This window comes from Streptomyces mobaraensis NBRC 13819 = DSM 40847 (assembly GCF_017916255.1).
GTDB lineage: Bacteria > Actinomycetota > Actinomycetes > Streptomycetales > Streptomycetaceae > Streptomyces > Streptomyces mobaraensis.
The window spans coordinates 1,774,471-1,799,230 of record NZ_CP072827.1 but is presented as its reverse complement, the minus strand read 5'-3'; the positions used below and the strand labels follow the sequence as shown (position 1 = coordinate 1,799,230).

21 protein-coding genes are annotated in these 24,760 nt (G+C 75.0%); 10 read left to right on the top strand and 11 right to left on the bottom strand.

The annotated features are described in order from the left end of the window. The first annotated feature begins 126 nt into the window (after positions 1-126). A complete protein-coding gene (locus tag J7W19_RS07235; protein ID WP_004943286.1) occupies positions 127-1,131 on the top strand; it encodes an MsnO8 family LLM class oxidoreductase in 1,005 nt (334 codons plus the stop codon). 54 nt (positions 1,132-1,185) lie between these two features. On the opposite strand, the gene J7W19_RS07230 is transcribed toward J7W19_RS07235, so the two are convergent. Further along, positions 1,186-1,512 (bottom strand): hypothetical protein, encoded by a 327-nt coding sequence (locus J7W19_RS07230; RefSeq protein WP_004943283.1) that lies wholly within the window; start codon positions 1,510-1,512, stop codon positions 1,186-1,188. 182 nt (positions 1,513-1,694) lie between these two features. Here J7W19_RS07230 and J7W19_RS07225 point away from each other — a divergent pair, with 182 nt between their 5' ends. Beyond that, on the top strand, positions 1,695-2,099 hold the full coding sequence (locus J7W19_RS07225; protein ID WP_040889364.1) for an SgcJ/EcaC family oxidoreductase: 405 nt from the start codon (positions 1,695-1,697) through the stop codon (positions 2,097-2,099). Between the two features lie 57 nt (positions 2,100-2,156). Here the strand turns inward: J7W19_RS07225 and J7W19_RS07220 are convergent, their stop codons facing one another. Further along, the gene (locus tag J7W19_RS07220; protein ID WP_004943277.1) at positions 2,157-3,413 is read right to left on the bottom strand and encodes a TerD family protein; all 1,257 of its coding nucleotides are present in this window, start codon (positions 3,411-3,413) and stop codon (positions 2,157-2,159) included. A gap of 166 nt (positions 3,414-3,579) precedes the next feature. Between J7W19_RS07220 and J7W19_RS07215 the strand changes: the two genes are divergently transcribed. Further along, positions 3,580-4,731 (top strand): serine hydrolase domain-containing protein, encoded by a 1,152-nt coding sequence (locus tag J7W19_RS07215; RefSeq protein ID WP_004943271.1) that lies wholly within the window; start codon positions 3,580-3,582, stop codon positions 4,729-4,731. A gap of 48 nt (positions 4,732-4,779) precedes the next feature. Here the strand turns inward: J7W19_RS07215 and J7W19_RS07210 are convergent, their stop codons facing one another. Continuing rightward, on the bottom strand, positions 4,780-5,454 hold the full coding sequence (locus tag J7W19_RS07210; protein ID WP_004943267.1) for a response regulator transcription factor: 675 nt from the start codon (positions 5,452-5,454) through the stop codon (positions 4,780-4,782). Further along, the gene (locus J7W19_RS07205) at positions 5,451-6,662 is read right to left on the bottom strand and encodes a sensor histidine kinase (RefSeq protein ID WP_004943265.1); all 1,212 of its coding nucleotides are present in this window, start codon (positions 6,660-6,662) and stop codon (positions 5,451-5,453) included. The genes J7W19_RS07210 and J7W19_RS07205 overlap by 4 nt, the downstream gene beginning before the upstream one ends. Before the next feature lie 394 nt (positions 6,663-7,056). On the opposite strand from J7W19_RS07205, the gene J7W19_RS07200 reads away from it, so the two are divergent. The 4 genes from J7W19_RS07200 to J7W19_RS07185 all read left to right on the top strand — a co-directional run bounded on the left by J7W19_RS07200 (position 7,057) and on the right by J7W19_RS07185 (position 12,130). Next, entirely contained in the window at positions 7,057-8,100 is a 1,044-nt protein-coding gene (locus J7W19_RS07200; protein WP_004943262.1) for a methyltransferase, read from the top strand. Positions 8,101-8,251: 151 nt separating this feature from the next. Beyond that, on the top strand, positions 8,252-9,355 hold the full coding sequence (locus tag J7W19_RS07195) for an amidohydrolase family protein (RefSeq protein ID WP_004943259.1): 1,104 nt from the start codon (positions 8,252-8,254) through the stop codon (positions 9,353-9,355). Positions 9,356-9,634: 279 nt separating this feature from the next. Then, positions 9,635-10,936 (top strand): ricin-type beta-trefoil lectin domain protein, encoded by a 1,302-nt coding sequence (locus tag J7W19_RS07190; RefSeq protein WP_004943255.1) that lies wholly within the window; start codon positions 9,635-9,637, stop codon positions 10,934-10,936. Between the two features lie 210 nt (positions 10,937-11,146). Continuing rightward, positions 11,147-12,130, top strand: a complete 984-nt coding sequence (locus tag J7W19_RS07185; protein ID WP_004943253.1) for an SCO1860 family LAETG-anchored protein — start codon at positions 11,147-11,149, stop codon at positions 12,128-12,130. 48 nt (positions 12,131-12,178) lie between these two features. Here the strand turns inward: J7W19_RS07185 and cobC are convergent, their stop codons facing one another. Beyond that, entirely contained in the window at positions 12,179-13,231 is a 1,053-nt protein-coding gene (cobC, locus tag J7W19_RS07180; protein ID WP_004943250.1) for an Rv2231c family pyridoxal phosphate-dependent protein CobC, read from the bottom strand. Positions 13,232-13,469: 238 nt separating this feature from the next. On the opposite strand from cobC, the gene J7W19_RS07175 reads away from it, so the two are divergent. The 3 genes from J7W19_RS07175 (at position 13,470) to J7W19_RS07165 (ending at position 17,238) form a co-directional block, all read left to right on the top strand. Beyond that, positions 13,470-13,994: a (2Fe-2S)-binding protein gene (locus J7W19_RS07175; RefSeq protein ID WP_004943248.1), complete on the top strand. Its 525-nt coding sequence runs from the start codon at positions 13,470-13,472 to the stop codon at positions 13,992-13,994. After that, positions 13,987-14,976, top strand: coding sequence for an FAD binding domain-containing protein (locus J7W19_RS07170; RefSeq protein ID WP_004943245.1), 990 nt, complete (start codon positions 13,987-13,989; stop codon positions 14,974-14,976). Before J7W19_RS07175 ends, J7W19_RS07170 begins: the two co-directional genes overlap by 8 nt. A gap of 66 nt (positions 14,977-15,042) precedes the next feature. Further along, positions 15,043-17,238, top strand: coding sequence for a xanthine dehydrogenase family protein molybdopterin-binding subunit (locus tag J7W19_RS07165; protein WP_004943243.1), 2,196 nt, complete (start codon positions 15,043-15,045; stop codon positions 17,236-17,238). Between the two features lie 224 nt (positions 17,239-17,462). Here the strand turns inward: J7W19_RS07165 and J7W19_RS07160 are convergent, their stop codons facing one another. Genes J7W19_RS07160 through J7W19_RS07135 form a run of 6 tightly spaced genes read right to left on the bottom strand, consistent with a single transcriptional unit; the run spans position 17,463 to position 24,694 of the window. Then, positions 17,463-17,825 (bottom strand): cobalamin biosynthesis protein, encoded by a 363-nt coding sequence (locus J7W19_RS07160; RefSeq protein WP_040889346.1) that lies wholly within the window; start codon positions 17,823-17,825, stop codon positions 17,463-17,465. After that, positions 17,818-19,182 (bottom strand): cobyrinate a,c-diamide synthase, encoded by a 1,365-nt coding sequence (locus J7W19_RS07155; RefSeq protein WP_004943237.1) that lies wholly within the window; start codon positions 19,180-19,182, stop codon positions 17,818-17,820. The genes J7W19_RS07160 and J7W19_RS07155 overlap by 8 nt, the downstream gene beginning before the upstream one ends. After that, on the bottom strand, positions 19,176-19,784 hold the full coding sequence (gene cobO / locus J7W19_RS07150) for a cob(I)yrinic acid a,c-diamide adenosyltransferase (protein WP_004943233.1): 609 nt from the start codon (positions 19,782-19,784) through the stop codon (positions 19,176-19,178). The genes J7W19_RS07155 and cobO overlap by 7 nt, the downstream gene beginning before the upstream one ends. After that, positions 19,784-21,886, bottom strand: coding sequence for a putative cobaltochelatase (locus J7W19_RS07145; RefSeq protein ID WP_004943229.1), 2,103 nt, complete (start codon positions 21,884-21,886; stop codon positions 19,784-19,786). The genes cobO and J7W19_RS07145 overlap by 1 nt, the downstream gene beginning before the upstream one ends. After that, positions 21,883-23,703, bottom strand: coding sequence for a cobyric acid synthase (locus J7W19_RS07140; RefSeq protein WP_004943226.1), 1,821 nt, complete (start codon positions 23,701-23,703; stop codon positions 21,883-21,885). Before J7W19_RS07140 ends, J7W19_RS07145 begins: the two co-directional genes overlap by 4 nt. Beyond that, a complete protein-coding gene (locus tag J7W19_RS07135; protein ID WP_004943224.1) occupies positions 23,696-24,694 on the bottom strand; it encodes a cobalamin biosynthesis protein in 999 nt (332 codons plus the stop codon). Before J7W19_RS07135 ends, J7W19_RS07140 begins: the two co-directional genes overlap by 8 nt. Between the last annotated feature and the right edge of the window lie 66 nt (positions 24,695-24,760).

Sequence of the window (24,760 nt, the reverse complement as noted above, 5' to 3'; positions counted from 1 at the left end):
TGCGCTCCCTTCCCGGCCCGGGTGGAGGAGTCCCCGTCCTGAGCGGAGGAGTCCCCGTCCCGAGCGGAGGAAGCTCGGCCCCGAGCGGGGGAATCCCGGCCCCCGGCCCTGACGTTGTCAGGGAACGTGACCCGTACGCGTATCCCCCTGTCCGTTCTCGACCGCTCCCGTACCCGGCGGGGACGGCCGCCCGGGGAGGCGCTGCGGGACACCGTCCGGTTCGCGCGGGAGGCGGAGGCGCTCGGGTACCGGCGGTTCTGGGTCGCGGAGCACCACAGCGTGCCCGGCGTGGCCGGGTCCGCCCCCACCGTGCTCGCGGGCGCCGTCGCCGCCGCCACGTCGCGGATCCGCGTCGGCACCGGCGGGGTCATGCTGCCCAACCACCGGCCGATGGTCGTCGCCGAGCAGTTCGGGGTGCTGGAGTCGCTGTTCCCCGGGCGGATCGACCTGGGCGTCGGGCGGTCCGTCGGGTTCACGGACGGCGTCCGGAGGGCGCTCGGGGTCGGGAAGGAGGCGGTGGAGGAGTTCGAGGGGCGGCTCGGGGAACTGGTCGAGTGGTTCGACGGCGGTGCCGCCGCCTACCCCCAGGTGCACGCGTGGCCCGCCGAGAGGCTGCGGCCGCCGCTCTTCGTCCTGGCCAACGACGCGGGGGCGGACATCGCGGCCCGCGCGGGCGCCGCCCTGGTGATCGGCGGGCTGCGCAAGGAGGGCCGGCTCGTCGAGGCCGTCGAGCGGTACCGCAAGGCGTTCCGCCCGTCGGCCGCCGGGCGTGCCGAGCCCTACGTCGTGCTCGCGGGCGACATCGCCGTCGCGGCGACGGAGGAGGAGGCCCGCCGGCTGCTCGTCCCGGAGGCGTGGGCGCTCGCCTACTCCCGCACGCACGGCGTCTTCCCGCCCCTGGAGCCGGCCGAGGAGATCGAGGGGCGTGCGATGACCGACCGCGAGCGCGGCCACTTCGAGACCGCGCTGCGCGGGCCGGTGTACGGGACGGAGGAGCAGGTCGTCCGCCGGCTGTCCGCCCTGGTGGAGCGGACGGGCGCGGACGAGGTGCTGGTCACGACCAGCGGCTACGACCGTGTGGCGCTGCTCGACTCGTACCGGCGGCTGGCGGGCCTGGCGGGCGGCGCCTGACCGGGCTTGGCCGCCTCCTCCTCCGCCGCCTTCATCCCCGCCGATGCCTCGTCCTCAGCCGAACATCACGCTGTGCGGAGCGGAGCCGCCGAAGTCCGTCGACGTGTGCGGCGGCATCGTCACGCGCGACCCCTCGCACCCCTGCTCGGCGAAGACCGTCGCCGTTGCGTTCGTGCGGTTGGCCGCGCTCCTGGCGCCGGAGACCAGCAGGAAGCACTCGCCGTCGACAGGGCTGTGCAGCGTGAAGTCGTCTCCGTTCACGTTCACGTAGGTGAAGTCCCCGGTGGCCGCCTGGGCGTTGGCGGACATTCCGCAGAACAGCGCGGCGGCGGCGCCGATGGCGACGGCCGTCCGGACGATGTCGTTCCCTCGTGGCCACATGACAGATCCCCCCGGACGTCCGCTGGGGCGTGCGCCCCCGGTCGTCACCAGGGTCGTACGGTCCGGCCGCTCCCTGAAGGGGCGGCGGCCCTTGCCACCCGAACGGATGACCGCAGGGGCGGCTGTGGACGCGTGGAACCGATCTTGACCTCAAGTGCGCTTGAGGCACCAGAGTGATCCACATGAACACCGACACCGCCGAAGCCGCGGACATCACAGCGATCCACCGGACAGTGGCCGAGGTCGAGCGGACCCAACGGGCCAAGGACGCCGAGGGATTCCTCGCGCTGTTCCACCCCGAGGCGATCTGGACGACCGCCCACGGCAAGGTCCTGATCGGCTTCGACGCGATCGCCGAGTTCACGCGCGCCGTCCTGCCCGCGGCGAGCTGGGACGGCGACGTCACCTACGAGCCCGTACACGTGCAGTTCCTGCGGCCCGGCGTGGCGGCCGTCAAGGTGCGGCAGGTCTACCACTCGGCGGAGGGCGACTCCGAGGGGGCTCCGCTGTACGTCCTGACCAAGCAGGGCGACGGGCGTTGGCTGCTGCACGCCTGCCAGAACACCCAGGTGCACGCGGGCGAGTAGCGCACCCGCCCCCGCCCGCCGGGCGCCCTCCGGCGGCGAGGGCGCCCGGGGCGTTCGTCAGAGGGCCTGGGCCGCCGGGTTGACCAGGTCGCGGACGGTCTTCGACTTCACGTACTCGCCGATGGCCGTCATCTCCCACTCGCCCGAGTACTGGCGGATGAACTTGCACATCAGGACGCCCGTCTTGGGCTCCGAGCCGGTGAGGTCGAAGCGGACGAGTTCCTCGCCGGTCTGGGCGTCGAGCAGGCGGCAGTACGCCTTGGCGACGTGGGTGAACTTCTGGCCACTGTAGGAGCTGACCGTGAAGACCAGGCCGGTGACCTCCGGCGGCAGGCCGCCGAGGTGGACGGTGATGCTCTCGTCGTCGCCCGAGCCGTCGCCCGTCAGGTTGTCGCCGGAGTGCTGGACCGCGCCGCCGAGGATCATCAGCTTGCCGAAGTAGCAGGCGTCGATCATGTTCCGCTGGGGGCCGTAGGCGATGACGGAGGCGTCGAGGTCGATGGCCCGGCCGCCGTACGCGGGCTCCCAGCCGAGGCCCATCCGCACCGACTGCGTCAGCGGGCGGCCGCCCTTGACGAGGGAGACGGTCTGGTTCTTCTGGAGGCTCACCCGGCCCTTGTCCAGGTTGACCTTGCCCGTGCCCGGCACGGGGGCCGGAGCCGCCGGCGGGACCGGGGGAGCGGGCGGGACGGGAGCGCCGAACGCGCCGGCCGGGGGCTGCGGGGCGGGGGCGGCCGTGGGAGGCATGGGGGGAGCCGGCGGGGCGGCGGGAGGGGCCTGCGGGGTCGGCGGGGCCTGCGGGGCCGTGGGGGCCTGCGGCGGCTCCTCCACGCTCACGCCGAAGTCCGTGGCGATGCCGGCCAGACCGTTCGCGTACCCCTGCCCCACCGCCCGTACCTTCCAGGCGCCGTTGCGCCGGTAGACCTCGACGACGACCAGCGCCGTCTCGGTGCCGAGCCTCGGCGGGGTGAACGTGGCCAGTGGGGCACCGGAGGCGGCGTCCCGGACGGTCGCGGTCGGTTCGGTGCCGGCGAAGGTGGTGCCGGGCGCGTCCAGGCTCGCGGTGACGACGATCTTCTCGATGCCGGCGGGCACGGCGGCCGTGTCGACGGTGATCGAGTCGGGCGCGCCGGCCGCTCCGGCGCGGTGGGTCACGCCGGGGCCCGTGGGCTGGTTGTAGAAGACGAAGTCGTCGTCGGAGCGCACCTTGCCGTCGGCGGTGAGCAGCAGGCCCGAGACGTCGAGCCGCACGGGCGCGGCGACGTCCACCGTCACACGGGTGACGGAGAGCGGAATGTTCGAGCCGGGGGTCATAGCGGTCATGATCCGTTCAACGCGTGATCGGGCTTTGCGGTTCCATGACCCGGCGGAATACCGCGGGGATCTTCGCGGCTGTGCACCGTGCCTTTCCTTATTTTCGATCACGCTCAGGACGACGCGGGAACGCGAGCGCGCGGGAACGCGGGAACGGGGGGACGCGATGGCCGACGCCATCGTCCACGGGACGGTAGCCGAGGGGTACGAGCCGGTGCGCGAGGCGTTCGCGGCGACGCTCGCCGAGGAGCGGGCCGGGCACGCCGCCCAGCTCGCCGCGTATGTGCACGGGCGGCGGGTGGTCGACCTGTGGGGCGGGCCGGGGATCGACGGGGACTCGCTCACCGGCGTCTTCTCGGCCACCAAGGGCGCCGCCTACCTCGTCTTCGCGCTGCTCCTCCAGGACGGGACGCTGGACCTCGACCGCGAAGTGCGGCACTACTGGCCCGAGTTCGCGGCGGCCGGCAAGGAGCACGTCACCCTGCGGCAGCTCGTCGCCCACCAGGCGGGCCTGGTCGGCGCGGACGGCGGGTTCACGCCCGAGGAGCTGCGCGACGACCGGGCGATAGCCGAGCGGCTGGCCGCCCAGCGGCCGTACTGGCGGCCGGGCGCCGCCTTCGGCTACCACGCGTTCGTCATCGGCGCGCTGATCGGCGAGGTCGTCCGGCGCGTCACCGGGCTGACCCTGCGGGAGGTCTACGAGACGCGGATCCGCTCCCCGTACGGCATCGACCTGTTCATGGGGCTGCCCGAGGAGCACGAGGGCCGTTGGCTCAGCACTCAGCCGATGGACCCGACGCCCGACCAGAAGCGGCAGTTGGCCGCGGCGGGCCACGGGCCGGACGGTCTGCCGGGCATCGCCTGCAACCGGAACCACGCGAAGGCGCCGACGGTGCTCGCGGAGCTGCCCAACACACGGGAGTTCCGGGCCGCCGGGCCCGCGTCGATCGGCGGGGTCGGTTCGGCGCGGGGGCTGGCCCGGATGTACGCCGCCGCCGTGAGCGGGGTGGACGGGCGGGGGGCGCTGCTCACGCCCGACACGGCGGCGCGGGTCGCCGAGATCCACTCCGCCGGGCACGACCTGGTCGACCGCGAGTACAAGGCGTACGGGCTCGGGTTCGTGGTGGTGTCCGAGCGGTACCCCTTCCTGGGGGCGCGGTCCTTCGGGCACAGCGGCGCGGCCGGGGCGCTGGGGTTCGCCGACCCGGGGGCCGGGCTGGCCTTCGGGTACAACCGGCGGCGGTTCGCGTTCCCGGGCGGGGCGGCGCCCGAGACGTCCGCTCTCGCGAAGGTGATCCGGGAGTGCGCGGTGGGGTGAGGGTGCCCCCTCCGGGGGAGCTTGGGGACAACCGCGCGGAGCGCTGTCTCACCGCGGGGAGACGAACCCCGTCTCGTACGCCCGCACCACCGCCTGCGTCCGGTCCCGGACGCCCAGCTTCGCCAGGACCCCGGCCACGTACGTCTTCACCGTCGCCGCGCCCAGGAACAGCCGTTCCGCGATCTCCGCGTTGGAGAGGCCCTCGGCCATGAGGCGCAGCACCTCCGCCTCCCGGTCGGAGAGGCGGGCGCGGAGGCGGTCGGCCTCGGCGCGGGTGGTGCGTTCGGTGGCGTGGGCCGCGGCCAGGGCGCGGACCGCGGACGGGAAGAGGAGGGAGTCGCTGCGCGCCACCAGGCGTACGGCGTCGACGAGTTCGTCGGCGCCGGCCCGCTTGAGGAGGAAGCCGGACGCGCCGGCGCGCAGGGCGTCGTACACGTAGCTGTCGTTCTCGAAGGTCGTGACGACGATGACGCGCGGCGGGTCGTCCATGGTGGCCAGGATGCGTTCGGTGGCCCGGATGCCGTCCGCCTCGGGCATCCGGACGTCCATCAGCACGATGTCGGGGCGCAGGGCGCGGGCGACGGACAGGGCCTCGACGCCCGTCGTGGCCTCGCCGACGACCTCCATGCCCGGTTCGGCGTTCAGGATGGCGCACAGGGCGGTGCGGACCATGCGTTCGTCGTCGGCCACGACGATGCGCAGGACGCTCTCGGCGGGGGTCACCGGAGGCCGCCGTTCAGCGGCAGGCGGACGGACAGGCGCCAGACGCCGTCCCGCGCGCCCACGGTGCTGGTGCCGCGCAGCAGCCGGGCGCGTTCGGCGATGCCGGTCAGCCCGCGACCGCCGCCGCGGCGGGTGCGGGGGGCGGGGGCGCGCCCGACGGGGTTCTCCACGGTGACCTCCAGGGTCTCGGTGTCGGTGGTGACGCTCAGCCGCACGGGCACCGGGCCCGCGTGGCGCAGGGCGTTGGTGAGGCCCTCCTGCACGATCCGGTACGCCTCGCGGGAGACGACGGGCGGCAGGGAGCCGAGCCCCTCGGGCGCGGTCAGGTCGATCTCGCCGCCGGCCGCGCGGGTGCGTTCCACGAGCGCGTCCAGGTCCGCCAGGGTGGGGGCGGGCGCGACGGCGGCCGGGCCGTCCTCGCGCAGCAGGCCGAGGACGGTGTCGAGTTCGCCGACCGCCTCGCGCGTGGTCTCCTCGATCGAGGCGAGGGCCCGGCGGGCGAAGTCGGGGTCGCGGTCGAGGACCCGGCGGGCGGCACTGGCCTGGAGGAGGACCGCGCTCAGGGCGTGTCCGACGGAGTCGTGCAGTTCGCGGGCGAGCCGGTTGCGGAGGGCGAGTTCGTGGGCCCGCCGTTCGGCCGCCGCCAGCCGGTCCGCCGCCGTCGGGCCGAGGAGGACGGGCGCGCAGCGCGCCAGCAGGGCGCCGGCCGCCCGGGACGTGAGCGCGAGCAGCGCCAGCAGCCCCACCCCGCAGAGCGGCGCCAGCAGGGGCAGCATCGGGCCGCCGAGGACGCGGAACCAGGGCAGGCGGCCGGGCGCGTCCGGGTCCAGCAGCGGCATCGTGCCCAGGGCGATGGCCGCGGGCGGCGCGGCCAGGGACATGCCGCTGACGATCCCGCCCACGGCGAGGTGCAGGGTGAAGTAGAGGGCGGGGCGCGCGCGTTCGGCCCAGGTACGGGCCGGTCCGGTGGCGAGTTCGGCCTCCCCGACGCCGCACAGGGCGCGGGCGATGGCGCTCTCCAGCGGGCGGACCAGCGGGAAGAGCAGCGCGGACAGGGCGGCGAGCGGCAGCGCCGCGGCGAAGGTCGTGAACTGGAGGAGCGGGGAGAGGAACACGTTGGCGCCCTGGCCGCCCCGGACGAGCGACAGCAGCACGTTCGCCAGGAGGAAGTACGGCATCACCAGGGCGCCGCCGATCAGCAGGTGCACCCAGCGGAGGCGTGCGCGTCGGCCCAGCAGGTCGCGGATGGGGAGGCCGGATATCCGTGGGCTGTCCGCGGAGGCGCTTGGGCCGGGCGCGCCGCTTGGTTCGGGGGCGCGCGGTTCCGGGCGCGAGCCGGCCGTCACGGCGCGGTGCGGGCGTACGAGCGCGCGTGCGCGGGCGTCCGTGCGCCGGTCGGCGGTCTGTCGATCACGGGCACAGCGTAGGCGACGGGCATACGCCTCACGGGAGCGCGTTCGCTCCCCACCACCGCCCGCCTCTCCACTCGGTGTCAGAACGGCCACAGCATCCATCCGATGAGGAGCAGGGACTGGACGGAGCGGTACGGCATGGTCCACTTTCGACACCACACGCGACCGTCCGATCACCCGAGGAGTGCATGTGAACGATCTCGAATCCGCCCCGCGGGGCGGCTCCGGCGCACTGAACTCGATATTGCGCATCGCCTTCGGCTTCCAGGCGTCGAAGGTGCTGTTCACCGCCGTCCGCTTCGGCGTCTTCACGGAACTGGCCGAAGCGCCGCTCACCGCCGGGGAGCTGCGCGCCCGGCTCGGCCTGCACCCGCGCGCCGCCCGCGACTTCTTCGACGCGCTGGTGGCCCTCGGACTGCTCGACCGCGGCCCGGGACCCGACGGCCGGTACGCCAACACCCCCGTCACGGCCCGCTATCTGGACCGCGGCAGCCCCAGCTATGTGGGCTGCGCCCTGGAGATGTACGACAACCGGCTCTACGGCTTCTGGGGCAGCCTCGCCGACGGGCTGCGCACCGGCGAGCCGCAGAACGAGACCAAGGACGGCGGCGAGCTGTTCGGCACCCTCTACAAGGACCCCGAGCGGCTGGCCTGCTTCCAGCAGGCGATGACCGGGCTCACCATGCGCTCCGCGGACGCCCTCGCCGAGGCCGTGGACTGGTCCGCGCACCGCACCGTCGCCGATATCGGGTGCGCCGAGGGCGCCATGCTCAGCCACCTCCTCCACCGCCACCCGCACCTGCGCGGCACCGGCCTCGACCTGGAGGCCGTGCGCGGCAACTTCGAGCGGCACCGCGAGCGTTGCGGCCCCGCCGACCGGCTCACGTTCACGGCCGGGGACTTCTTCGCCGACCCGCTGCCCTGCGCCGACGTCCTCCTCTTCGGCCACATCCTGCACGACTGGGACCTGGCCGCGAAGCGGACGCTGCTGCGCAAGGCGTACGAGGCGCTGCCGGAGGGCGGCCTCGTCGTCATCCACGAGAGCTTCATCGACGACGACCGGCGGGAGAACCTGGTCGGGCTGCTCGGCAGCCTCAACATGCTCATCGAGACCCCGGGCGGCTTCGACTGCACCGCCGCCGACTGCCGGGGCTGGCTCGCGGAGGCCGGGTTCCGGGAGACCTGGTCGCGGCACCTGGCGGGCGCGGAGACGATGGTCGCCGGCCGCAAGTGACCGCGCCCGCGAAGGCGAGGGCCGTAGTGACACGGGTGACACTTGCGGTGGCGGATCCGGGCGGGAGACTGGCGAGGATCGATCGCCACCCGCGGACCGGACACCTCCGTTCCACCGGTGGCGCGGGGACGCCTGCCGGACGGGAGAGGACATGACGCACGACAGCACGGTGCTGCACATCAAGGGACGGGTGCTCACCGGGCCGGACCCCGACGGCGGGGTGCACGACGAGATGTGGGTGACCGGCGGCCGGATCACCTTCGAACGCCCGGTGGGCGCGCGGGACGTCACGACCGTCGAGGGCTGGGCGCTGCCGGGCCTGGTGGACGCCCACTGCCACGTCGGCCTGGACGCGCACGGCGCAGTGGACGCCGCGACCGCCGAGAAGCAGGCGCTGACCGAACGGGAGGCCGGCGCCCTGCTGTTGCGCGACGCCGGTTCCCCGTCCGACACCCGCTGGATCGACGACCGGGACGACCTGCCGCGCATCATCCGCGCCGGCCGCCACATCGCCCGGACCCGCCGCTACATCCGCAACTACGCCCACGAGATCGAGCCCGAGGACCTGGTGGCGTACGTGGCGCGGGAGGCGCGGCGCGGTGACGGGTGGGTCAAGCTGGTGGGCGACTGGATCGACCGGGAGACCGGCGATCTGGCCGCCTGCTGGCCGCGCGGCGAGGTCGAGGCCGCCATCGCCGAGGCGCACCGGCTGGGCGCCCGGGTGACGGCGCACTGCTTCGCCGAGGAGTCGCTGGCACCGCTGGTGGAGGCCGGGATCGACTGCGTCGAGCACGCGACCGGGCTGACCGAGGAGACGATCCCGCTGTTCGCGGAGCGCGGCGTCGCGATCGTGCCGACGCTGGTCAACATCGCCACGTTCCCGCGGCTCGCCGAGGGCGGGGAGAAGAAGTTCCCGCGCTGGGCGGACCACATGCGGCGGCTGCACGAGCGGCGCTACCGGACGGTGGGCGCCGCGTACGACGCCGGCATCCCCGTCTACGTCGGGACGGACGCGGGCGGCTCGCTCGCGCACGGCCTGGTGGCCCAGGAGGTCGGCGAACTGGTCAGGGCCGGGCTCCCGGCCTCCGCCGCGCTCGCCGCGGCGACCTGGGGAGCGCGGGAGTGGCTGGGGCGCCCGGGACTGGAGGAGGGCGCGCCGGCCGATGTGGTGGTGTACGGGTCGGACCCCCGGGAGGACGTCCGGGCGCTGGCCGCGCCGCGGCGGGTGATCCTGCGGGGGCGGGTGGTGGGGTGAGGGGCCGGGCCGGTGGGTGAAGGGGCCTTCTGCGGGGGAGGGGGTGCCCCTACGGGGTGATGAGACCCGTGGACCGTAGGGGCACCCGTCCCGCCCCGGCGTGATCGGTCGTCCGGCCGACGGCCTAGGATCACACCGCCCCGGGCGCCCGGAAGACGGACGCCGGGGGCGGTCGGTGACCAACGGCCGATCTGCTGACGGTCGGTGCGTGGACGGTCACCGAATCGGCGTCGAGTGAATCGGCGTTCAGTGAGACAACGGGGAAAGGCCCACCAAAATATGCGACTTACCGGCAAGCGCCGCATAGCCGTCACCGCCGCGGGCGCGGCGGCGACGCTCGCGGCGGCCACGCACTTCTCCTCCGGTGCGTTCGGCGCCGAGGCCGCCGTGGCCCCGGCCACCACGGCATCGGCGGGCGGCCCGGCGGGCGGCCCGGCCGACCGCGCGGACTCGGGTGTCTCCGCGACCGACGGAACGGTCTTCCACGACGGCGTCATGTCGCTGGGCGCGGCGCCCGTGCGGCCCGGCGTGGCGGCGGCCAAGGCGCCGCAGGGCGACGGGTGGAAGCTGGCCGACGGCGTGACCAAGTCCCTGCCGACCGGCTACACGATCAAGTTCTACGACCAGCAGGCCGTCGACTGGCTGGGCCGGTACGTGAAGGCGTCCGCCGCCGACCTCAAGCGCATCACGAACCTGCCCATCTCCGTCGACACCAAGCCCGTGGGCTGGAACTACTCCCGGCCCAAGGGCGAGATCGTCGTCGGGGTGCTCAAGCGCCCGTGCGTGCCCCCGGCGAACGGCGGCCAGACGGGCTGGAAGGTCGTCCGCGACGGCTCGGGCACGCTCAACCTGAGCTGCGGCTTCATCTCGTCGTCGATGCCGTCCACGGTGACCAGCGGACACGCCTACATCGACAGCTCCTTCTTCTCCAAGGACGGCAAGCCCCTGCCTTCCTGGGGCGAGACGTTCATGCGGAACCACATCAGCCACGAGCTCGGCCACACCATGGGGCTGACGCACGCGGACCGCAGCGCGAAGCGCGGCGACTGCGTCGTGGGCAAGGACTCCGGCGAGAAGCCGGTGATGTGCACCGAGACGAACAGCGGCTACCACGACAAGCGCGCGGGCACGTACGTCCAGCAGTTCGACGCGCAGGGCCTGCGCCGGCTCGCGGCCGGCGCGGGGGTGGCGGTCCCGCCGCAGGGCAAGGTCACGGGCCTCGGCGGCAAGTGCCTCGACGTCAAGGGCGGCAAGCCGGACAACGGCACGCAGATCCAGCTGTACTCCTGCAACGGCTCGGTGGGGCAGTCCTGGATCCTGGCCAAGGACGGCACGTTCCGGGTGATGGGCAAGTGCCTGGACGACGCGCGCAACGCCTCGACCGACGGCAACAAGATCCAGCTGTTCGACTGCAACGGCGGTGCCTCGCAGCGCTGGTCCGTCAACGCGAAGGGGCAGATCGTGCACGTCGCGTCGGGCAAGGTCCTCGATGTGACGGGCGGGAGCACGGCCAACGGCACGAAGGTCCAGCTGTACAAGGCGAACACGGGGAAGCGGCAGCTCTGGAGCGTGCCGAAGTAACCGTGGCGGGGCGGGCGGGAGTTCGTTCCTGGTTCCCCTGCTGCGCATGTCTCGAACTGGCAGGCGGAAACCACCCGTTGGGGTGAACTCCCTCAAGAATGCTCGTCGTTCACCCTCCCGAGAACGACCATGACGTGGTCGATGCCGACGGCGCGTGATGTCCCCCATGGCGCGCCGTCGGCTCCTTCTCTCGTGGGGAGTTCCACACCCGTGTCCAGCACCACCAGATCCTCCTTCGGCATGCCCGTTTCCCGGCGGGCCGTCGTGCCGTCCGCGGCCGCCCTGGCCGCGGCTCTCACCGCGCTCTCGGCCTCCCCGGCGAGCGCCGCCCCCGCCACCGGCGACCACCGCACGGGCGCGGCCGACGCCGTCGTCCTCCGCGCCGGGCTCGACGTCTCGCTGCTCGACAAGACCGTCCGGGTGCCGGTCAACGCGTCCCTCAACGACGTCCACGCCCCCGGGAACGCGGCGCGGACCGCGCTCTCCGTGCGGGTGGGAGGTGCCGAGCAGGGCCGGCCCGTGGAGCTGCTGCGCGCCGACGCGGCCACCGCCCGCGCCACGGCCGACGAGGGTACGGCGACGGGCCGCGCCGAACTCGTCCGCGCCAAGGTGCACGTGCCCGGCCTGCCACTGCTGTCCCTGATCGAGGTGCGGCAGGTCACCTCGGAGGCGGTCTGCCGGGCCGGGCAGCGGCCCACGGCCACGTCCAACCTGCTGGGCCCGGTGACCGTGCTCGGCAAGAAGATCACCCTGAGCACCGGCGGCACGACCGACGTCGACGTCCCGGGCGTCGGCCGGGTCCGCCTCGACCTGTCGAAGACCGCCACCACCTCGCACACCGGGGCCGCGACCGCCCTCGAACTGGCCGTGGACGTCAACCCGTTGAAGCTCGGCGTCGCCGAGGTGCACGGCCGGGTCACCCTCGTCCGGGCCGGCTGCGAGACCCCGGCGGGCGCCGGGAAACCGGCCGAGCAGCCCCCGGCCCCCGCGCGGCAGGCCCCCGCCAAGGAGGCCACCCGCACCTCCGGAGACGGGATCAAGCCGCAGACCGTCGCCGACAAACGCGACCTCGCCGAAACCGGCGGCTCCTCCGCCACACCGTGGATCGCCGGAGCGGCCGGCCTCCTCGTCGCGGGAGGCGGCGGCGCCGTGATCGCCGCCCGCCGCCGGGCGGCGGCGCGGGGCCGCGGCTGAAAGGGGAAAGGGAGAGAGGGCGGGCGGCCCACCGGAGGGCCGCCCCCCTCAGCCCTCCGTCAGGGCCTTCCCCAGGGCCTCCGCGAAGCGGTCCGTCGTTGTGCGGTCGCGGACCGCGAGGCGGAGGTAGTCGGGGCCCAGGCCGGGGAACGTGTCGCCGCGGCGGACGGCGAAGCCCAGGCCGCGGAGGCGGCTGCGGACCGCGGTGGCGTGCGGGAGGCGGATCAGGACGAAGGGGCCGGCCGCCGGGGAACAGACCGTCACCGACGGGAACATGGAGAGCCGGTACTCCAGGTGCGCCCGGTCCGAGGCGATGCGGTGGGCCGCGTGCGCGGCCTCCGCGAGGGCCGGGGGCGCGCTGCACGCCTCGGCTGCCACCAGCGCCGGGGACGACACCGGCCAGAGCGGCTGGGCGCGTTCGAGGCGGGCGATCGTGCCCGGCGACGCGAGGACGTACCCGACCCGCAGGCCGGCCAGGCCCCACGTCTTGGTGAGGCTGCGGAGGACGACCAGGCCCGGCAGGTCCGTACGGGACGCCAGGGACTCGCCCTCGCCCGGCACCGCGTCCATGAACGCCTCGTCCACCACCAGCGTCCGCCCCGGGCGGGCGAGCCGGGCGAGGGCCGTGGCCGGGTGCAGGACGGACGTGGGGTTGGTCGGGTTGCCGACGACGACCAGGTCCGCGTCGGACGGGACCGCGCGCGGGTCCAGCCGGAACCCGTCCGCCGCGTCCAGCACCACCCGCTCCACGCTGTGCCCCGCGTCCCGCAGGGCCGCCTCCGGCTCGGTGAACTGCGGGTGCACCACCACCGGGCGGCGCGCCGGCAGCGCCCGGGCGATCAGCACGAACGCCTCCGCCGCGCCGGCCGTCAGCAGCACCCGCTCCTCCGGCAGCCCGTGCCGGGCCGCGACCGCCCGGCGGGCCGCCCGGCCGTCCGGGTAGGCGGCGAGGGTCTCGACGGAGGCGGCGATGCGCTCGCGCAGCCAGCGCGGCGGCGTACCCGCCCGGACGTTGACCGCCAGGTCCGTCAACTCGTCGCCCATGCCGCGTACTTCGGCGTCCCCGTGGTGGCGCAGGTCGGGCTCGGGGGATATGTGCATGGGCGGGGATACCTTCTCGCTGTGCGGTGGTCCGGCGGCGCTCCGGCGCATGTTCCCGGTGATGTTCCGGTGGGGGAGACGTTACCGGGTTCGGGGGGTGTGGATCTCTCCCGGGCTCCGTCGTCCGGCCGCGGTCCGGCCGTCGTGTCGCCACCCCTTCGTGCCGCCCGGGCCATAGGATCGCCCTGCTTCGCCGTGAATGTCGGATTATGCGGCTATCTGTCCAGCGTGGAGGGTGATGGTGGTGAACGGTTCCGCTGCGGCGGCCGACGGGACGGCCGGGCCCGTCGTCCGGGTGCCGGTGAGCCTCCGGGTCAACGGCACCGAACGGCGGATCGAGGTGGACACCCGCACCTCACTGCTGGACGCCCTCCGCGACGCCCTGGCCCTGACCGGCACGAAGAAGGGCTGCGACCAGGGCCAGTGCGGCGCCTGCACGGTGCACCTCGACGGCAAGCGGGTGCTCTCCTGCCTCACCCTCGCCGCGAGCGCCGACGGGCGCGAGGTCCGGACGATCGAGGGGCTGGCGCGGGACGGCGTGCCGCACCCGATGCAGGAGGCGTTCGCCCGGCACGACGCCCTCCAGTGCGGCTACTGCACCCCCGGCCAGATCATGTCGGCCGTCGCCCTGATCGAGGAGGGCCGGGCCGGCTCGGACGACGACGTCCGCGAGTTCATGAGCGGCAACCTCTGCCGCTGCGGCGCCTACCCGCACATCGTCGCCGCGATCCGCGACGTGGCCACCGGAGGCCGGCGTGCGTAGCTTCGCGTACGTCCGGGCCGGGACCGTCGAGGAGGCGGTCGCGGAGGTCGCCGCCGACCCCGAGGCCGCCTTCCTCGCCGGCGGGACGACCCAGGTGGACCTGATGCGGGACGAGGTGTTCCGGCCCGCCCGGCTGGTGGACATCACCCGGCTGCCGCTGCGGGGGATCCGGCGGGACGGCGAGGTGCTGACCGCCGGCGCGCTGACCACCATGGAGGAACTCGCCGCCCACGAGGACGTGACCACCCGGCTGCCGCTGGTGCGCGAGGCGCTGCTGCTCGGCGCCTCGCCGCAGCTCCGGCACATGGCCACCCTCGGCGGCAACCTCCTCCAGCGCACCCGCTGCCGCTACTACCGCGACCCGAGCACGGCCTGCAACAAGCGCGAGCCGGGCGCCGGCTGCGCCGCGCTCGACGGCCACCACCGCATGCACGCGGTCCTCGGCACCAGCCAGCACTGCATCGCCACCCACCCCTCCGACCTGGCCGTCGCCCTGCTCGCGCTGGACGCCTCGGTGCGCGTCCACGGGCCGGACGGCGAACGCGCGGTGCGGCTGGCCGAGTTCTACCGGGTCCCCGGCACCACCCCGCACCTCGAGAACGTCCTCGCGCACGGGGAGCTGATCACCCACCTGGAGATCCCGCTGCCGCCGCCGGAGGCCCGCTCGGGCTATCTGAAGGTCCGGGACCGGGCCAGTTACGAGTTCGCGCTCGCCTCCGTCGCCGCCGTCCTGGTCCTCGACGGGGGACGGATCGGCTCCGCCCGGCTCGCCCTCGGCGGCGTCGGCACCGTCCCCTGGCGCGTGCCCCGGGCGGAGGAACTGCTGCGCGGCGCCCGGCCGGACGACGACGTGCTGCGCGCCGCGGCGGAGGCCGCGCTGGACGGCGCCGAGGGCCGGCCCGACAACGGCTTCAAGGTGGAGCTGGGGCGGCGGGCGGTCGTCCGGGCACTGAGCACGCTGGTACGGGAGGAGCAGCCGTGAGCATGACGACACCGGCGCGGGAGGAACGGCAGTGACCACGACCACACCGGCGCCGGAGGAGCGATCATGAGCACGACCACACCGGCACGCCTCGGCGAGGGCATCGACCGCGTCGACGCCCGGGTGAAGACCGGCGGCCGGGCCGAGTACGCCACCGACGCCGCGTACCCCGGCCTCGCCCACGCCGTCCTCGTCCAGAGCACGATCGCCGCCGGCCGGATCACCGCCCTCGACACGGCGGCGGCCGAGGCCGCCCCCGGTGTGCTCACGGTGATCAGCCACCAGAACGTCCCCGTCCTGCACGAAGCGCCCGACCGGTCCTCGTCGCTGCCGCCGCCCCCGCTGCGGGACGACCGGATCCGCCACCACGGCCAGACCGTCGCGGTCGTGGTGGCCGACACCTTCGAGCAGGCCACCGAGGCGGCCCGGCTGGTGCGGGTCGAGTACGCGGCGGACGCGCCCGTCGCCGACCTCGACCACCCGGACGCCGAGCACGACCAGGACCCGTTCGGGACCGACGGCGAAACCGGCGACGTCGACAAGGCCCTGGAGGCCGCGCCCGTCCGCGTCGAGCGCACGTACCGCACGGCGGCGAACACCAACAACCCCATGGGCCCGTTCGCGACGGTCGCCTGCTGGGAGGGCGACCACCTCACCGTGCACGACTGCACCCAGGGCCCCTCCCGCACCCGCGCCGACCTCGCGGCGACGCTCGGCGTGCCACCGGAGGCCGTCCGCGTCCTCGCGCCCTACCTCGGGGGCGGCTTCGGCGCGGGGCTGCGCACCTGGGGACACACCGTGCTCGCCGCCGTCGCGGCGCGGCAGGTGGGGCGGCCGGTGAAACTGGCGCTGACGCGCAAGCAGATGTTCACCTCCGTGGGGCACCGGCCCGACACCAAGCAGACCGTACGGATCGGCGCCACCCGGGACGGCCGGATCACCGCCCTCGAACACCGCGCGTGGCAGTCCCTCTCGATGGCGGACGGCAACTACGAGCCCGTCTCGCACACCTCCCAGTCCTCCTACGCCAGCCCCAACATCACTACCCGTGACGTCCAGGTCCGCCTCAACGTCCCGGCCCCCGGCTCCATGCGCGCCCCGGGCGACGCCCAGGGCAACTACGCGCTGGAGTGCGCGCTGGACGAACTCGCCCACGAACTGGGCATGGACCCGCTCGAACTCCGGCGGCGCAACTACGCCGACGAGCACCCGATCACCGGACAGCAGTGGTCGAGCAACGACCTGCGCGCCTGCTACGAGACCGGCGCCGAGATGTTCGGCTGGGCGCGCCGCGACCCCGAGCCGCGCTCCATGCGCCGGGGCCGGACGCTGATCGGCTACGGCATGGCCGGCACGTCCTTCTTCTTCTACCAGGCCGACTGCGCCGCCCGTGTCACCGTCAGGGCGGACGGCGGAGCGGTGGTGGAGAGCGCGGGCATGGACCTCGGCACCGGCACGTACACGGTGATGACCCAACTCGCGGCGGAACTGCTGGGGTTGCCGGTGGACGGGGTGCGCATGGTGATGGGCGACAGCTCCCTCCCCGCGGCGCCCTCCGCCGGCGGCTCCGGCCTCACCGGCGCCATGGGCACCGCCGTCCACACCGCTTCCCGGCACCTGCTGCGGTCCTTCCTCGACCTCGTCCGCGACGACGCCGAATCGCCCCTGCGGGGCGTCGCGTCGGACGCCGTCCGCGCCGAGGACGGCCGGATCGTGCGCACCGACGACGGCCGGGGCGAGGCGTACACGGCGATCCTCGCCCGGCACGGGCGGGACGCGCTGTCCGCCGAGGGCTCGGCCGAATCGCCCGGCCAGGACGGCGCGGTGGTCCCCACCGGCCCGTACGCCGCCAAGTTCGCGGAGGTCCACGTCGACCGGGACCTCGGCGTCATCCGGGTCGCCCGCCTGGTGACCGCCGCGCACTGCGGGCGCGTCCTCAACGAGAAGACCGCCCGCAGCCAGCTCGTCGGCGGCACGGTCGGCGGCATCGGCATGGCCCTCCTGGAGGAGACCGTCACCGAACCGCACACCGGGCGCATCGCCAATCCCACGCTCGGCGACTACCTCGTCGCCGTGAACGCCGACATTCCGCGCCTCGACGTCCGCTTCGTCGGGCGTCCCGATCCCACGAATCCCAATGGCACCAAGGGGTGTGGTGAACTCGGCATTCCGGGGACGGCCGCGGCTATTGCCAATGCGGTGTTTCATGCGACGGGGGTGCGGGTTCGGCGGTTGCCGATCAGGATCGAGGATGTGCTGTGAGGCGCCCCGGTCCCGCCCTTTCGCCGTTTCTTGCGGGGGCGGGCCCCCGCACCCCCGAAACCGCGCTCCGCGCGGTTGTCCTCAAACGCCGGACGGGCTGAATGGTGCGCCCGGGCGTGATATCCAGCCCGTCCGGCGTTTGAGGACGAGCGGCGAAGCCGCGAAAAGCGGGGTCTGGGGCGGCAGCCCCAGGAAACGGTGAAAGGGCGGGACCGGGGCACACCTCACCCTGCCACCGCACACGTCACTCGCCCCGACACCACCTTCGGCACCAGTAGAACCGTCCCCGCGCCCGCCGCCAGCAGAGCCGCCGCCTCGGCGACAGAGGGCGTGCCGACCGCCGCGCCGGCGACCGCGGACGGGTGCGGAACGGCGACTCCGGCAAGCTCGGCGGCCTCGTACGACCGCACCGGTACGCCGAGCCGAGCCGCCGCCCCCGCGACCCCCGGTTCCGCCGCCCTGGCAGCGAGCGTCGCAAGGACGACGGCCCGGCACCCGGCCGGCACGCACTGACGGACCAGGGACACCACCTCGTCCGCCGACACCCCAGGCCGCGCGCCCAGCCCCACGTACACCGGTTCAGGCACCGGAACGCGCCGCCGCCACCAACCGGCCCGCCGTCCCGGGCGCCCCCGCCCAGTGCACGTGCAGGTACGACGCGTGGACACCCCCGGCCGCGTACCCCTCGACCCGCCGTTCGGGGGTGGTGAAGCCCCAGGCGGGCGCCGGGCCCGCGCCCGGTTCCACGATCGTGCGGTGGAACTCGTGGCCGCGCACCCGCGTCCCCGCCGCCGCGAGGGGCGAGTCCGCGAGGGCGACGGCCTCGCGGTAGCCCAGGGTGAGCCGGGACGTCATCCGGGCCTCCCCGGGCAGGACGCCGCACATGGGCCGGCCGTCCAGGGAGCGGGACAGGTACAGCAGGCCCGCGCACTCCGCCGCCACCGGCGCCCCCGTCGCCGCGAGGGCCGAGACCGCCGCGCGCAGCGGCTCGTTGGCGGACAGCTCGGGCGCGTACATCTCCGGGAAGCCGCCGCCGACGACCAGACCGGCCGTGCCCGCCGGCAGCTTCTCGTCGCGCAGCGGGTCGAACGGGACGACGTCCGCGCCCGCCGCCGTCAGCAGTTCCGTGTGCTCGGCGTACGAGAAGGTGAACGCCGGGCCACCGGCGACCGCGATCACCGGGCGGGGACCCGCTGCCGGAGCGGCCTCGGGCGACCAGACCGGCCCCGGCACCGGCGGCGCGCTCCGCGCCAGCGCCAGCAGCGCGTCCAGGTCGCAGCCCTCCCGTACCCGCGCCGCCTGCGCGGCCACCGCGTCCAGCGCCTCCGCGCGCCGCTCGGCCACCGGGACGAGACCCAGGTGCCGGCTGGGCGTGTCCACGTCGGCCGCGCGGCGCAGCGCGCCCAGCACCGGCACGCCGGCGCCGCCGAGCGCCTCGCGCAGCAGCGCCTCGTGCCGGTCGGAGCCGACCTTGTTGAGGATGACGCCCGCGACCCGCACCTCCGGGTCCCAGGAGGCGAAGCCGTGCACCAGCGCCGCCACCGAGCGGGACTGCGACGACGCGTCCACCACCAGCACCACCGGCGCCCGCAGCAGCTTCGCCACGTGCGCGGTCGACGCCAGCTCGCCTCGGCCGCTCGCGCCGTCGAACAGGCCCATCACGCCCTCGATGACGGCGAGTTCGGCCCCCGCCGCGCCGTGCAGGAACAGCGGGGCGATCCGCTCCGGGCCGCACAGGAACGCGTCGAGGTTGCGGCCCGGGCGGCCGGCCGCCAGCGCGTGGTAGCCCGGGTCGATGTAGTCCGGGCCGACCTTGTGCGGCGACACGGCCAGCCCCGCGTCGGCGAACGCCCGCATCAGACCGGTGGCCACCGTCGTCTTCCCGGTGCCGGACGCGGGGGCCGCGATGACCAGTCGTGGAACGGAGTGCGCGGACGTCACCACTCGATGCCCCGCTGGCCCTTCTGGCCGGTGTCCATGGGGTGCTTGACCTTCGACATGTCGGTGACCAGGTCCGCGAAGTCCACCAGCTCCTGCGGCGCGTTGCGGCCGGTGATCACCACGTGCTGCGTCCCGGGACGGTCCCCGAGGACCGAGATCACCTCGGCCGTGTCGATCCAGCCCCAGTGCAGCGGGTACGCGAACTCGTCGAGCACGTACAGCTTGTAGCGCTCGTCGGCCAGGTCGCGCTTGACCTGCTCCCAGCCCTCGCGCGCCTTCTCCTCGTTGCTGAGCTCCCCGTCCTTGGGGTCGCGCTGGATCCAGCTCCACCCCTCGCCCATCTTGTGCCAGTCGACGGACCCGCCCTCGCCGGAGGCGCCCAGCACGCGCAGCGCGTTCTCCTCGCCGACCTTCCACTTCGCCGACTTCACGAACTGGAACACCCCGATCGGCCAGCCCTGGTTCCAGGCCCGCAGCGCGAGCCCGAACGCGGCCGTCGACTTGCCCTTGCCGATGCCGGTGTGCACGAAGACGAGCGGCCGGTTGCGGCGCTGGCGCGTGGTGAGACCGTCGTCCGGAACGACGGTCGGCTGTCCCTTGGGCATTACGCGGCTCCCCTGGTCGTGGCGGTGGTGGTGCGGACGGTACGGACGAGTGCGGTGACGGTGTCCGCCCGGAGTTCGTCGAGCGTGACGACCGGCGCCCGCAAAGACTGCCCCAACTCGGCCGCCAGGCCCAGACGGACCGGCCCGGCCTCGCAGTCGACGACCACCGACGCCGTACCCTCGGCCGCCAGCAGCCCCGCCGCGCGGGACGCCCGGACCAGCGGCTCGGGGCCGCCCGTCGCCCGGCCGTCGGTCACCACGACCAGGAGCGGGCGCCGCGACGGATCGCGCAGCCGCTCCACCCGCAGGACCTCGCGCGCCCGCAGCAGCCCGTCGGCCACCGGCGTCCGGCCGCCCGTCGGCAGCTTCTCCAGCCGGGCGGCGCCCGCGTCCACCGACGAGGTGGGCGGCAGCGCCACATCCGCGCCGGAACCCCGGAAGGTGATCATCCCGATCTTGTCGCGGCGCTGGTAGGCGTCCAGGAGGAGGGACAGGACGGCGCCCTTGACCGCGCTCATCCGCTTGCGGGCCGCCATCGAGCCCGAGGCGTCGACGACGAAGAGGACGAGGTTGCCCTCGCGCCCCTCGCGCACCGCCTCGCGCAGGTCGTCCCGGCGGACGACGAGGCCGCGGCCCGCCCGGCCGCGCGCCCGCTGGTGCGGGGCGGCGGCCTGGAGCGTCGCGGCCAGGTGCAGCCGGGTCAGCGTGCCGCGCGGGCGGCGGGCTCCGGTCGTCCGGCCGTGCGCGGTACGGGCCCGGGAGCGGCGGCCGGCCGCGCCCTCGCCGAGACCGGGCACGTCGAACTTGCGGGTGCGGAAGGGGTCGGCGGCGGCGACGGGAGCGGCCTCGGGTGCGGCTCCGGGGGCCGAACCCTCCTGCGCGGAAGGGGAGTCGGCGGCGGGCTGCTCGCGCTGGGGCGGCAGGTCGGCGGCGGAGCCGGTGTCGCTCCCGGCGTCGGTCGCCTCCTGAGTGGTCTCCTGCGGCGGTACGCCGTCGCCGGGGCCGCCGTCGCCCGGACCGTCCGGGCCGCCCGGGCCGTCGTCGTCCGGACCCTGCGGATCGCCGTCCTCGCCCTGGTTCTCCTCGTCCTCTTCCTCGAACTGCCGGAGGATCTCGTCGAGTTTGTCCTCGTCGAGGCCCGGCGCGTCGAAGGGGTTGCGGCGGCGGCGGTGGGGGAGGGCCAGCAGGGCCGCCTGCCGGACGTCGTCGGTGACGACGTCCGTACGGCCGGCCCAGGCGGCGAGCGCGGTCGCGGTGCGGGCCGTCACGATGTCGGCGCGCATGCCGTCCACCTCGAAGCCGGCGCACACGGCGGCGATCCGGCGCAGGGCGCCGTCCCCGAGCCGCACGCTCGGCAGCAGGGCGCGGGCGGCGGCGATGCGCTCCCGCAGCGCGTCCTCCTCCGCCGCCCACTTGGCGGCGAACGCGGCCGGATCCTCGTCGAAGGCGAGCCGCCGGCGGACGACCTCGACGCGCTCGTCGGTCTCGCGGGAGGCGGCGACCTCGACGGTCAGGCCGAAGCGGTCGAGGAGTTGGGGGCGGAGCTCGCCTTCCTCGGGGTTCATGGTGCCGACGAGGAGGAAGCGGCTGGCGTGGCGGACGGAGACGCCTTCGCGCTCGATGTGGGCGGCGCCGGTCGCCGCCGCGTCGAGCAGCGAGTCGACGAGGTGGTCGCCCAGGAGGTTGACCTCGTCGACGTACAGCACGCCCCGGTGCGCGGCGGCCAGCAGGCCGGGCTCGAACGCCTTCACGCCGTCGGAGAGGGCGCGCTCGATGTCGAGCGACCCGACGAGGCGGTCCTCCGAGGCGCCGACCGGCAGTTCGACCATCCGCGCGGGGCGCACGAACCGGGTCCCGTCCTCGTGCGGGCCGTCGGGGCACGTGGCGTCCGGGGCGGCCGGATCGCAGGCGAAACGGCAGTCGGTGTGGGTCCCGACCTCGGGGAGCAGGGTGGCGAGGGCGCGGACGGTCGTCGTCTTGGCCGTGCCTTTCTCACCGCGCACGAGCACACCGCCGACGGACGGCGAGACGGCGTTGAGGAGCAGCGCCAGCCGCAGGCTGTCCATGCCGACGATGGCGGCGAAGGGGTACGGAGTGCTCATGCGGTGATCGCTCCTTCGGAGGGTGTCGCTGGACGGGGCGAGGGGAGGGGGGTGCCCCGGTCCCTCCCCCGAAGGGGGGACTCCTCATTCACCGATTCTTCGGGGGCGGAGCCCCCGGGCCCCCGGGAGGGGTGGCGGGCTGCACGTCCGGCTTCCGCATCGGGGTGGCGGGCGGAGCCCCCGGCTCCCGCGTCGGCGTCGTGCGGGGAGCCTCCGGCCCCCGCGGCGGGTTCCCGGGTGTGGCCGTCGGCCTCGGCCGTGGATGCGCGGCGCTCGTGCGCCGGTGCCCCCGCCGCCGCCGGCGCCCCCGGCGGGATGAACGGCAGCCCCGCCGGGACCCCGTCCTCGATCAGGCGCAACAGCGCCTCCGTGTCGGCGTGTTCCTCGATGAGGTCGCCGAGACGGTCGAGCTGCTCCTCGCGGAGCGCGGCGAAGGACGTGTCCGGGGCGGGGACGAAGCGGCGGCCCGCTTGCCGGGCCACCCGGCGGAGGAAGGCGCGGCGGAAGCCGTCGCTCTCCAGGGAGCCGTGCCAGTGGGTGCCCCAGACCGCGCCCACGCGGCAGCCGTCGAGGAACTCCTCGTCGCCGCCGGTCACCTCGGCGACGCCGTGGTGGATCTCGTACCCCTCGACGTGCTCGCCCAGCGCCTTGCCCACCGGCCGGGCCAGCGTCTTCTCCGGCGCGAAGCGGACGCGGACCGGGAGCAGTCCGAGGCCGGTGACGACACCGGCCCGGGACTCCACCTCGTCCTCGATCCGCTCCCCGAGGAGCTGGAAGCCGCCGCAGACGCCGAGCACCGGGCGGCCCTCGGCGGCGCGCCGGGCGAGCGCGTCGGCGAGGCCGCGTTCGCGGAGCCAGGCGAGGGCGCGGACGGTGCCGCGGGTGCCGGGGACGACGACGAGGTCCGCGTCGGCCAGCTCCTCCGGCCGGTCCACGAAGCGGACGACGACGCCGGGTTCGGCGGCCAGCGCGTCGACGTCCGTGAAGTTGGACATCAGCGGGATCGCGCAGACGGCGACCCGCAGGACGTCCTCGCCGTACGGCGGCGCGACGACCGACTCGCGGACCGCGCCGCGCAGCGACACCCGCAGGCCGTCCTCCTCGTCGATGCCGAGGCCGTGCGCGAACGGCAGCACGCCGAACGTCCGGCGGCCGGTGAGGCCCCGCAGCATCTCCAGGCCCGGCTCCAGGAGCGAGACGTCGCCGCGGAACTTGTTGACGACGTAACCGGCGATCAGCTCCTGGTCCTCGGGGGAGAGGAGCGCGGTCGTGCCGAAGAACGACGCGAAGACGCCGCCGCGGTCGATGTCGCCGACCACCACGACGGGCAGCCGGGCGGCCCGGGCGATGCCCATGTTGACGATGTCGGTGCGGCGCAGGTTGATCTCGGCGGGGCTGCCGGCGCCCTCGCAGATGACCGCGTCGTGGGTGCGGCGCAGCTCCGCCAGGCAGTCGGTGACCGTGCCGAACAGCTGCTCCTGGCGGCCGGAATGGTAGCCGCGGGCGCTCAGTTCGCCGACCGGCTTGCCCATCAGCACGACCTGGCTGCTGCGGTCGCCGCCGGGCTTGAGGAGCACCGGGTTCATCAGCGCGGTCGGCTCGACGCGGGCCGCCGCGGCCTGCATGGCCTGGGCGCGGCCGATCTCGGCGCCCTCGCGGGTGACGAACGAGTTCAGCGACATGTTCTGCGCCTTGAAGGGCGCCACTCTGACGCCCCGGCGGACCAGCCAGCGGCAGATGCCCGCCGTGACCACGCTCTTGCCCGCGTCGGAGGTCGTCCCCGCGACCAGCAGACCGCCCCCGCCCGACTCAGCCACGCTTCCTCCCCGTCATGGATCCCGCTTCGAATCTGCCCACGCGGCACGCTCGGGAGACCGCCCACCGGCCGGCGACCGCGACGCCGAGGGCGAGCAGCGACACCCGCCGCGACAGCCGCACGGCCCGTTCGATGTCCGCCGTCGCCACCGGGCGGAACTCCGCGCCCAGGACGGGACGGTGCTCGACGCGGCCCCCGTAGGCGAGGGTGCCGCCGAGGCGGACGCCCAGGGCGCCGGCGAACGCGGCCTCCACCGGGCCGGCGTTGGGGCTCGGGTGCCGGGCGGCGTCGCGGCGGGCCACGCGCGAGGCGCGGCGCGGGTCCGGGCCGGCGACGATCGCGAGGGCGGCGGTGAGCCGGGCGCCGGGCCAGCCGACGACGTCGTCGAGCCGGGCGGAGGCCCAGCCGAAGCGGCGGTAGCGGGGCGACTTGTGGCCCACCATGGCGTCCAGCGTGTTGACGGCGCGGAAGCCGACCAGGCCCGGCACCCCGGCGAACGCGCCCCAGACGAGGGCGCCGACGACCGCGTCGGAGGTGTTCTCGGCGACGGACTCGACGACGGCGCGGGCGATCTGCTGCGCGTCGAGGGACCGCGGGTCGCGCCCGCACAGGTGTGGCAGCCGCTCCCGGGCGACCTCCAGGTCGCCGGCGGCGAGCGCGCCGCCGATGGCCCGGGCCTCCCGGCCGAGCGAGGTGCCGCCGAGGACGGCCCAGGTGGCGGCGGCGGTCAGCGCGATGTCGGTCTTGCGCGATCGGTGCACGGCGCGGGCCAGCAGGGTGGCGGCGGCCACGGCGCCGCCCGCGCAGACGGCCGTGTGCAGGGCGCCGCGGCCGCGGTGATCGGCCCACAAGCGGCGTTCGACGGCCTGCGCGGCCCGGCCGAAGGCGGCCACGGGGTGGCCCCGGCGGGGGTCGGCGGCCACGAGGTCGGCGAGGAAGCCGAGCGCGGCGCCGCACGCGAAACCGACGGGACGTGACGTACCCGTACGCATCGGCTCAGACCGCCGTCGCGCCTCGGGGGGATCGGGTCGGGAGGGCGTCGGGTGATCGGCGGCGGC

Coding starts and splice junctions, on each gene's coding strand:
- J7W19_RS07230 (WP_004943283.1), bottom strand. CDS start 1,512: ATGTGGCCACGAGGGAACGACATCGTCCGGACGGCCGTCGCCATCGGC.
- J7W19_RS07225 (WP_040889364.1), top strand. CDS start 1,695: ATGAACACCGACACCGCCGAAGCCGCGGACATCACAGCGATCCACCGG.
- J7W19_RS07220 (WP_004943277.1), bottom strand. CDS start 3,413: ATGACCCCCGGCTCGAACATTCCGCTCTCCGTCACCCGTGTGACGGTG.
- J7W19_RS07215 (WP_004943271.1), top strand. CDS start 3,580: ATGGCCGACGCCATCGTCCACGGGACGGTAGCCGAGGGGTACGAGCCG.
- J7W19_RS07195 (WP_004943259.1), top strand. CDS start 8,252: ATGACGCACGACAGCACGGTGCTGCACATCAAGGGACGGGTGCTCACC.
- J7W19_RS07190 (WP_004943255.1), top strand. CDS start 9,635: ATGCGACTTACCGGCAAGCGCCGCATAGCCGTCACCGCCGCGGGCGCG.
- cobC (WP_004943250.1), bottom strand. CDS start 13,231: ATGCACATATCCCCCGAGCCCGACCTGCGCCACCACGGGGACGCCGAA.
- J7W19_RS07175 (WP_004943248.1), top strand. CDS start 13,470: ATGGTGGTGAACGGTTCCGCTGCGGCGGCCGACGGGACGGCCGGGCCC.
- J7W19_RS07165 (WP_004943243.1), top strand. CDS start 15,043: ATGAGCACGACCACACCGGCACGCCTCGGCGAGGGCATCGACCGCGTC.
- cobO (WP_004943233.1), bottom strand. CDS start 19,784: ATGCCCAAGGGACAGCCGACCGTCGTTCCGGACGACGGTCTCACCACG.
- J7W19_RS07145 (WP_004943229.1), bottom strand. CDS start 21,886: ATGAGCACTCCGTACCCCTTCGCCGCCATCGTCGGCATGGACAGCCTG.
- J7W19_RS07135 (WP_004943224.1), bottom strand. CDS start 24,694: ATGCGTACGGGTACGTCACGTCCCGTCGGTTTCGCGTGCGGCGCCGCG.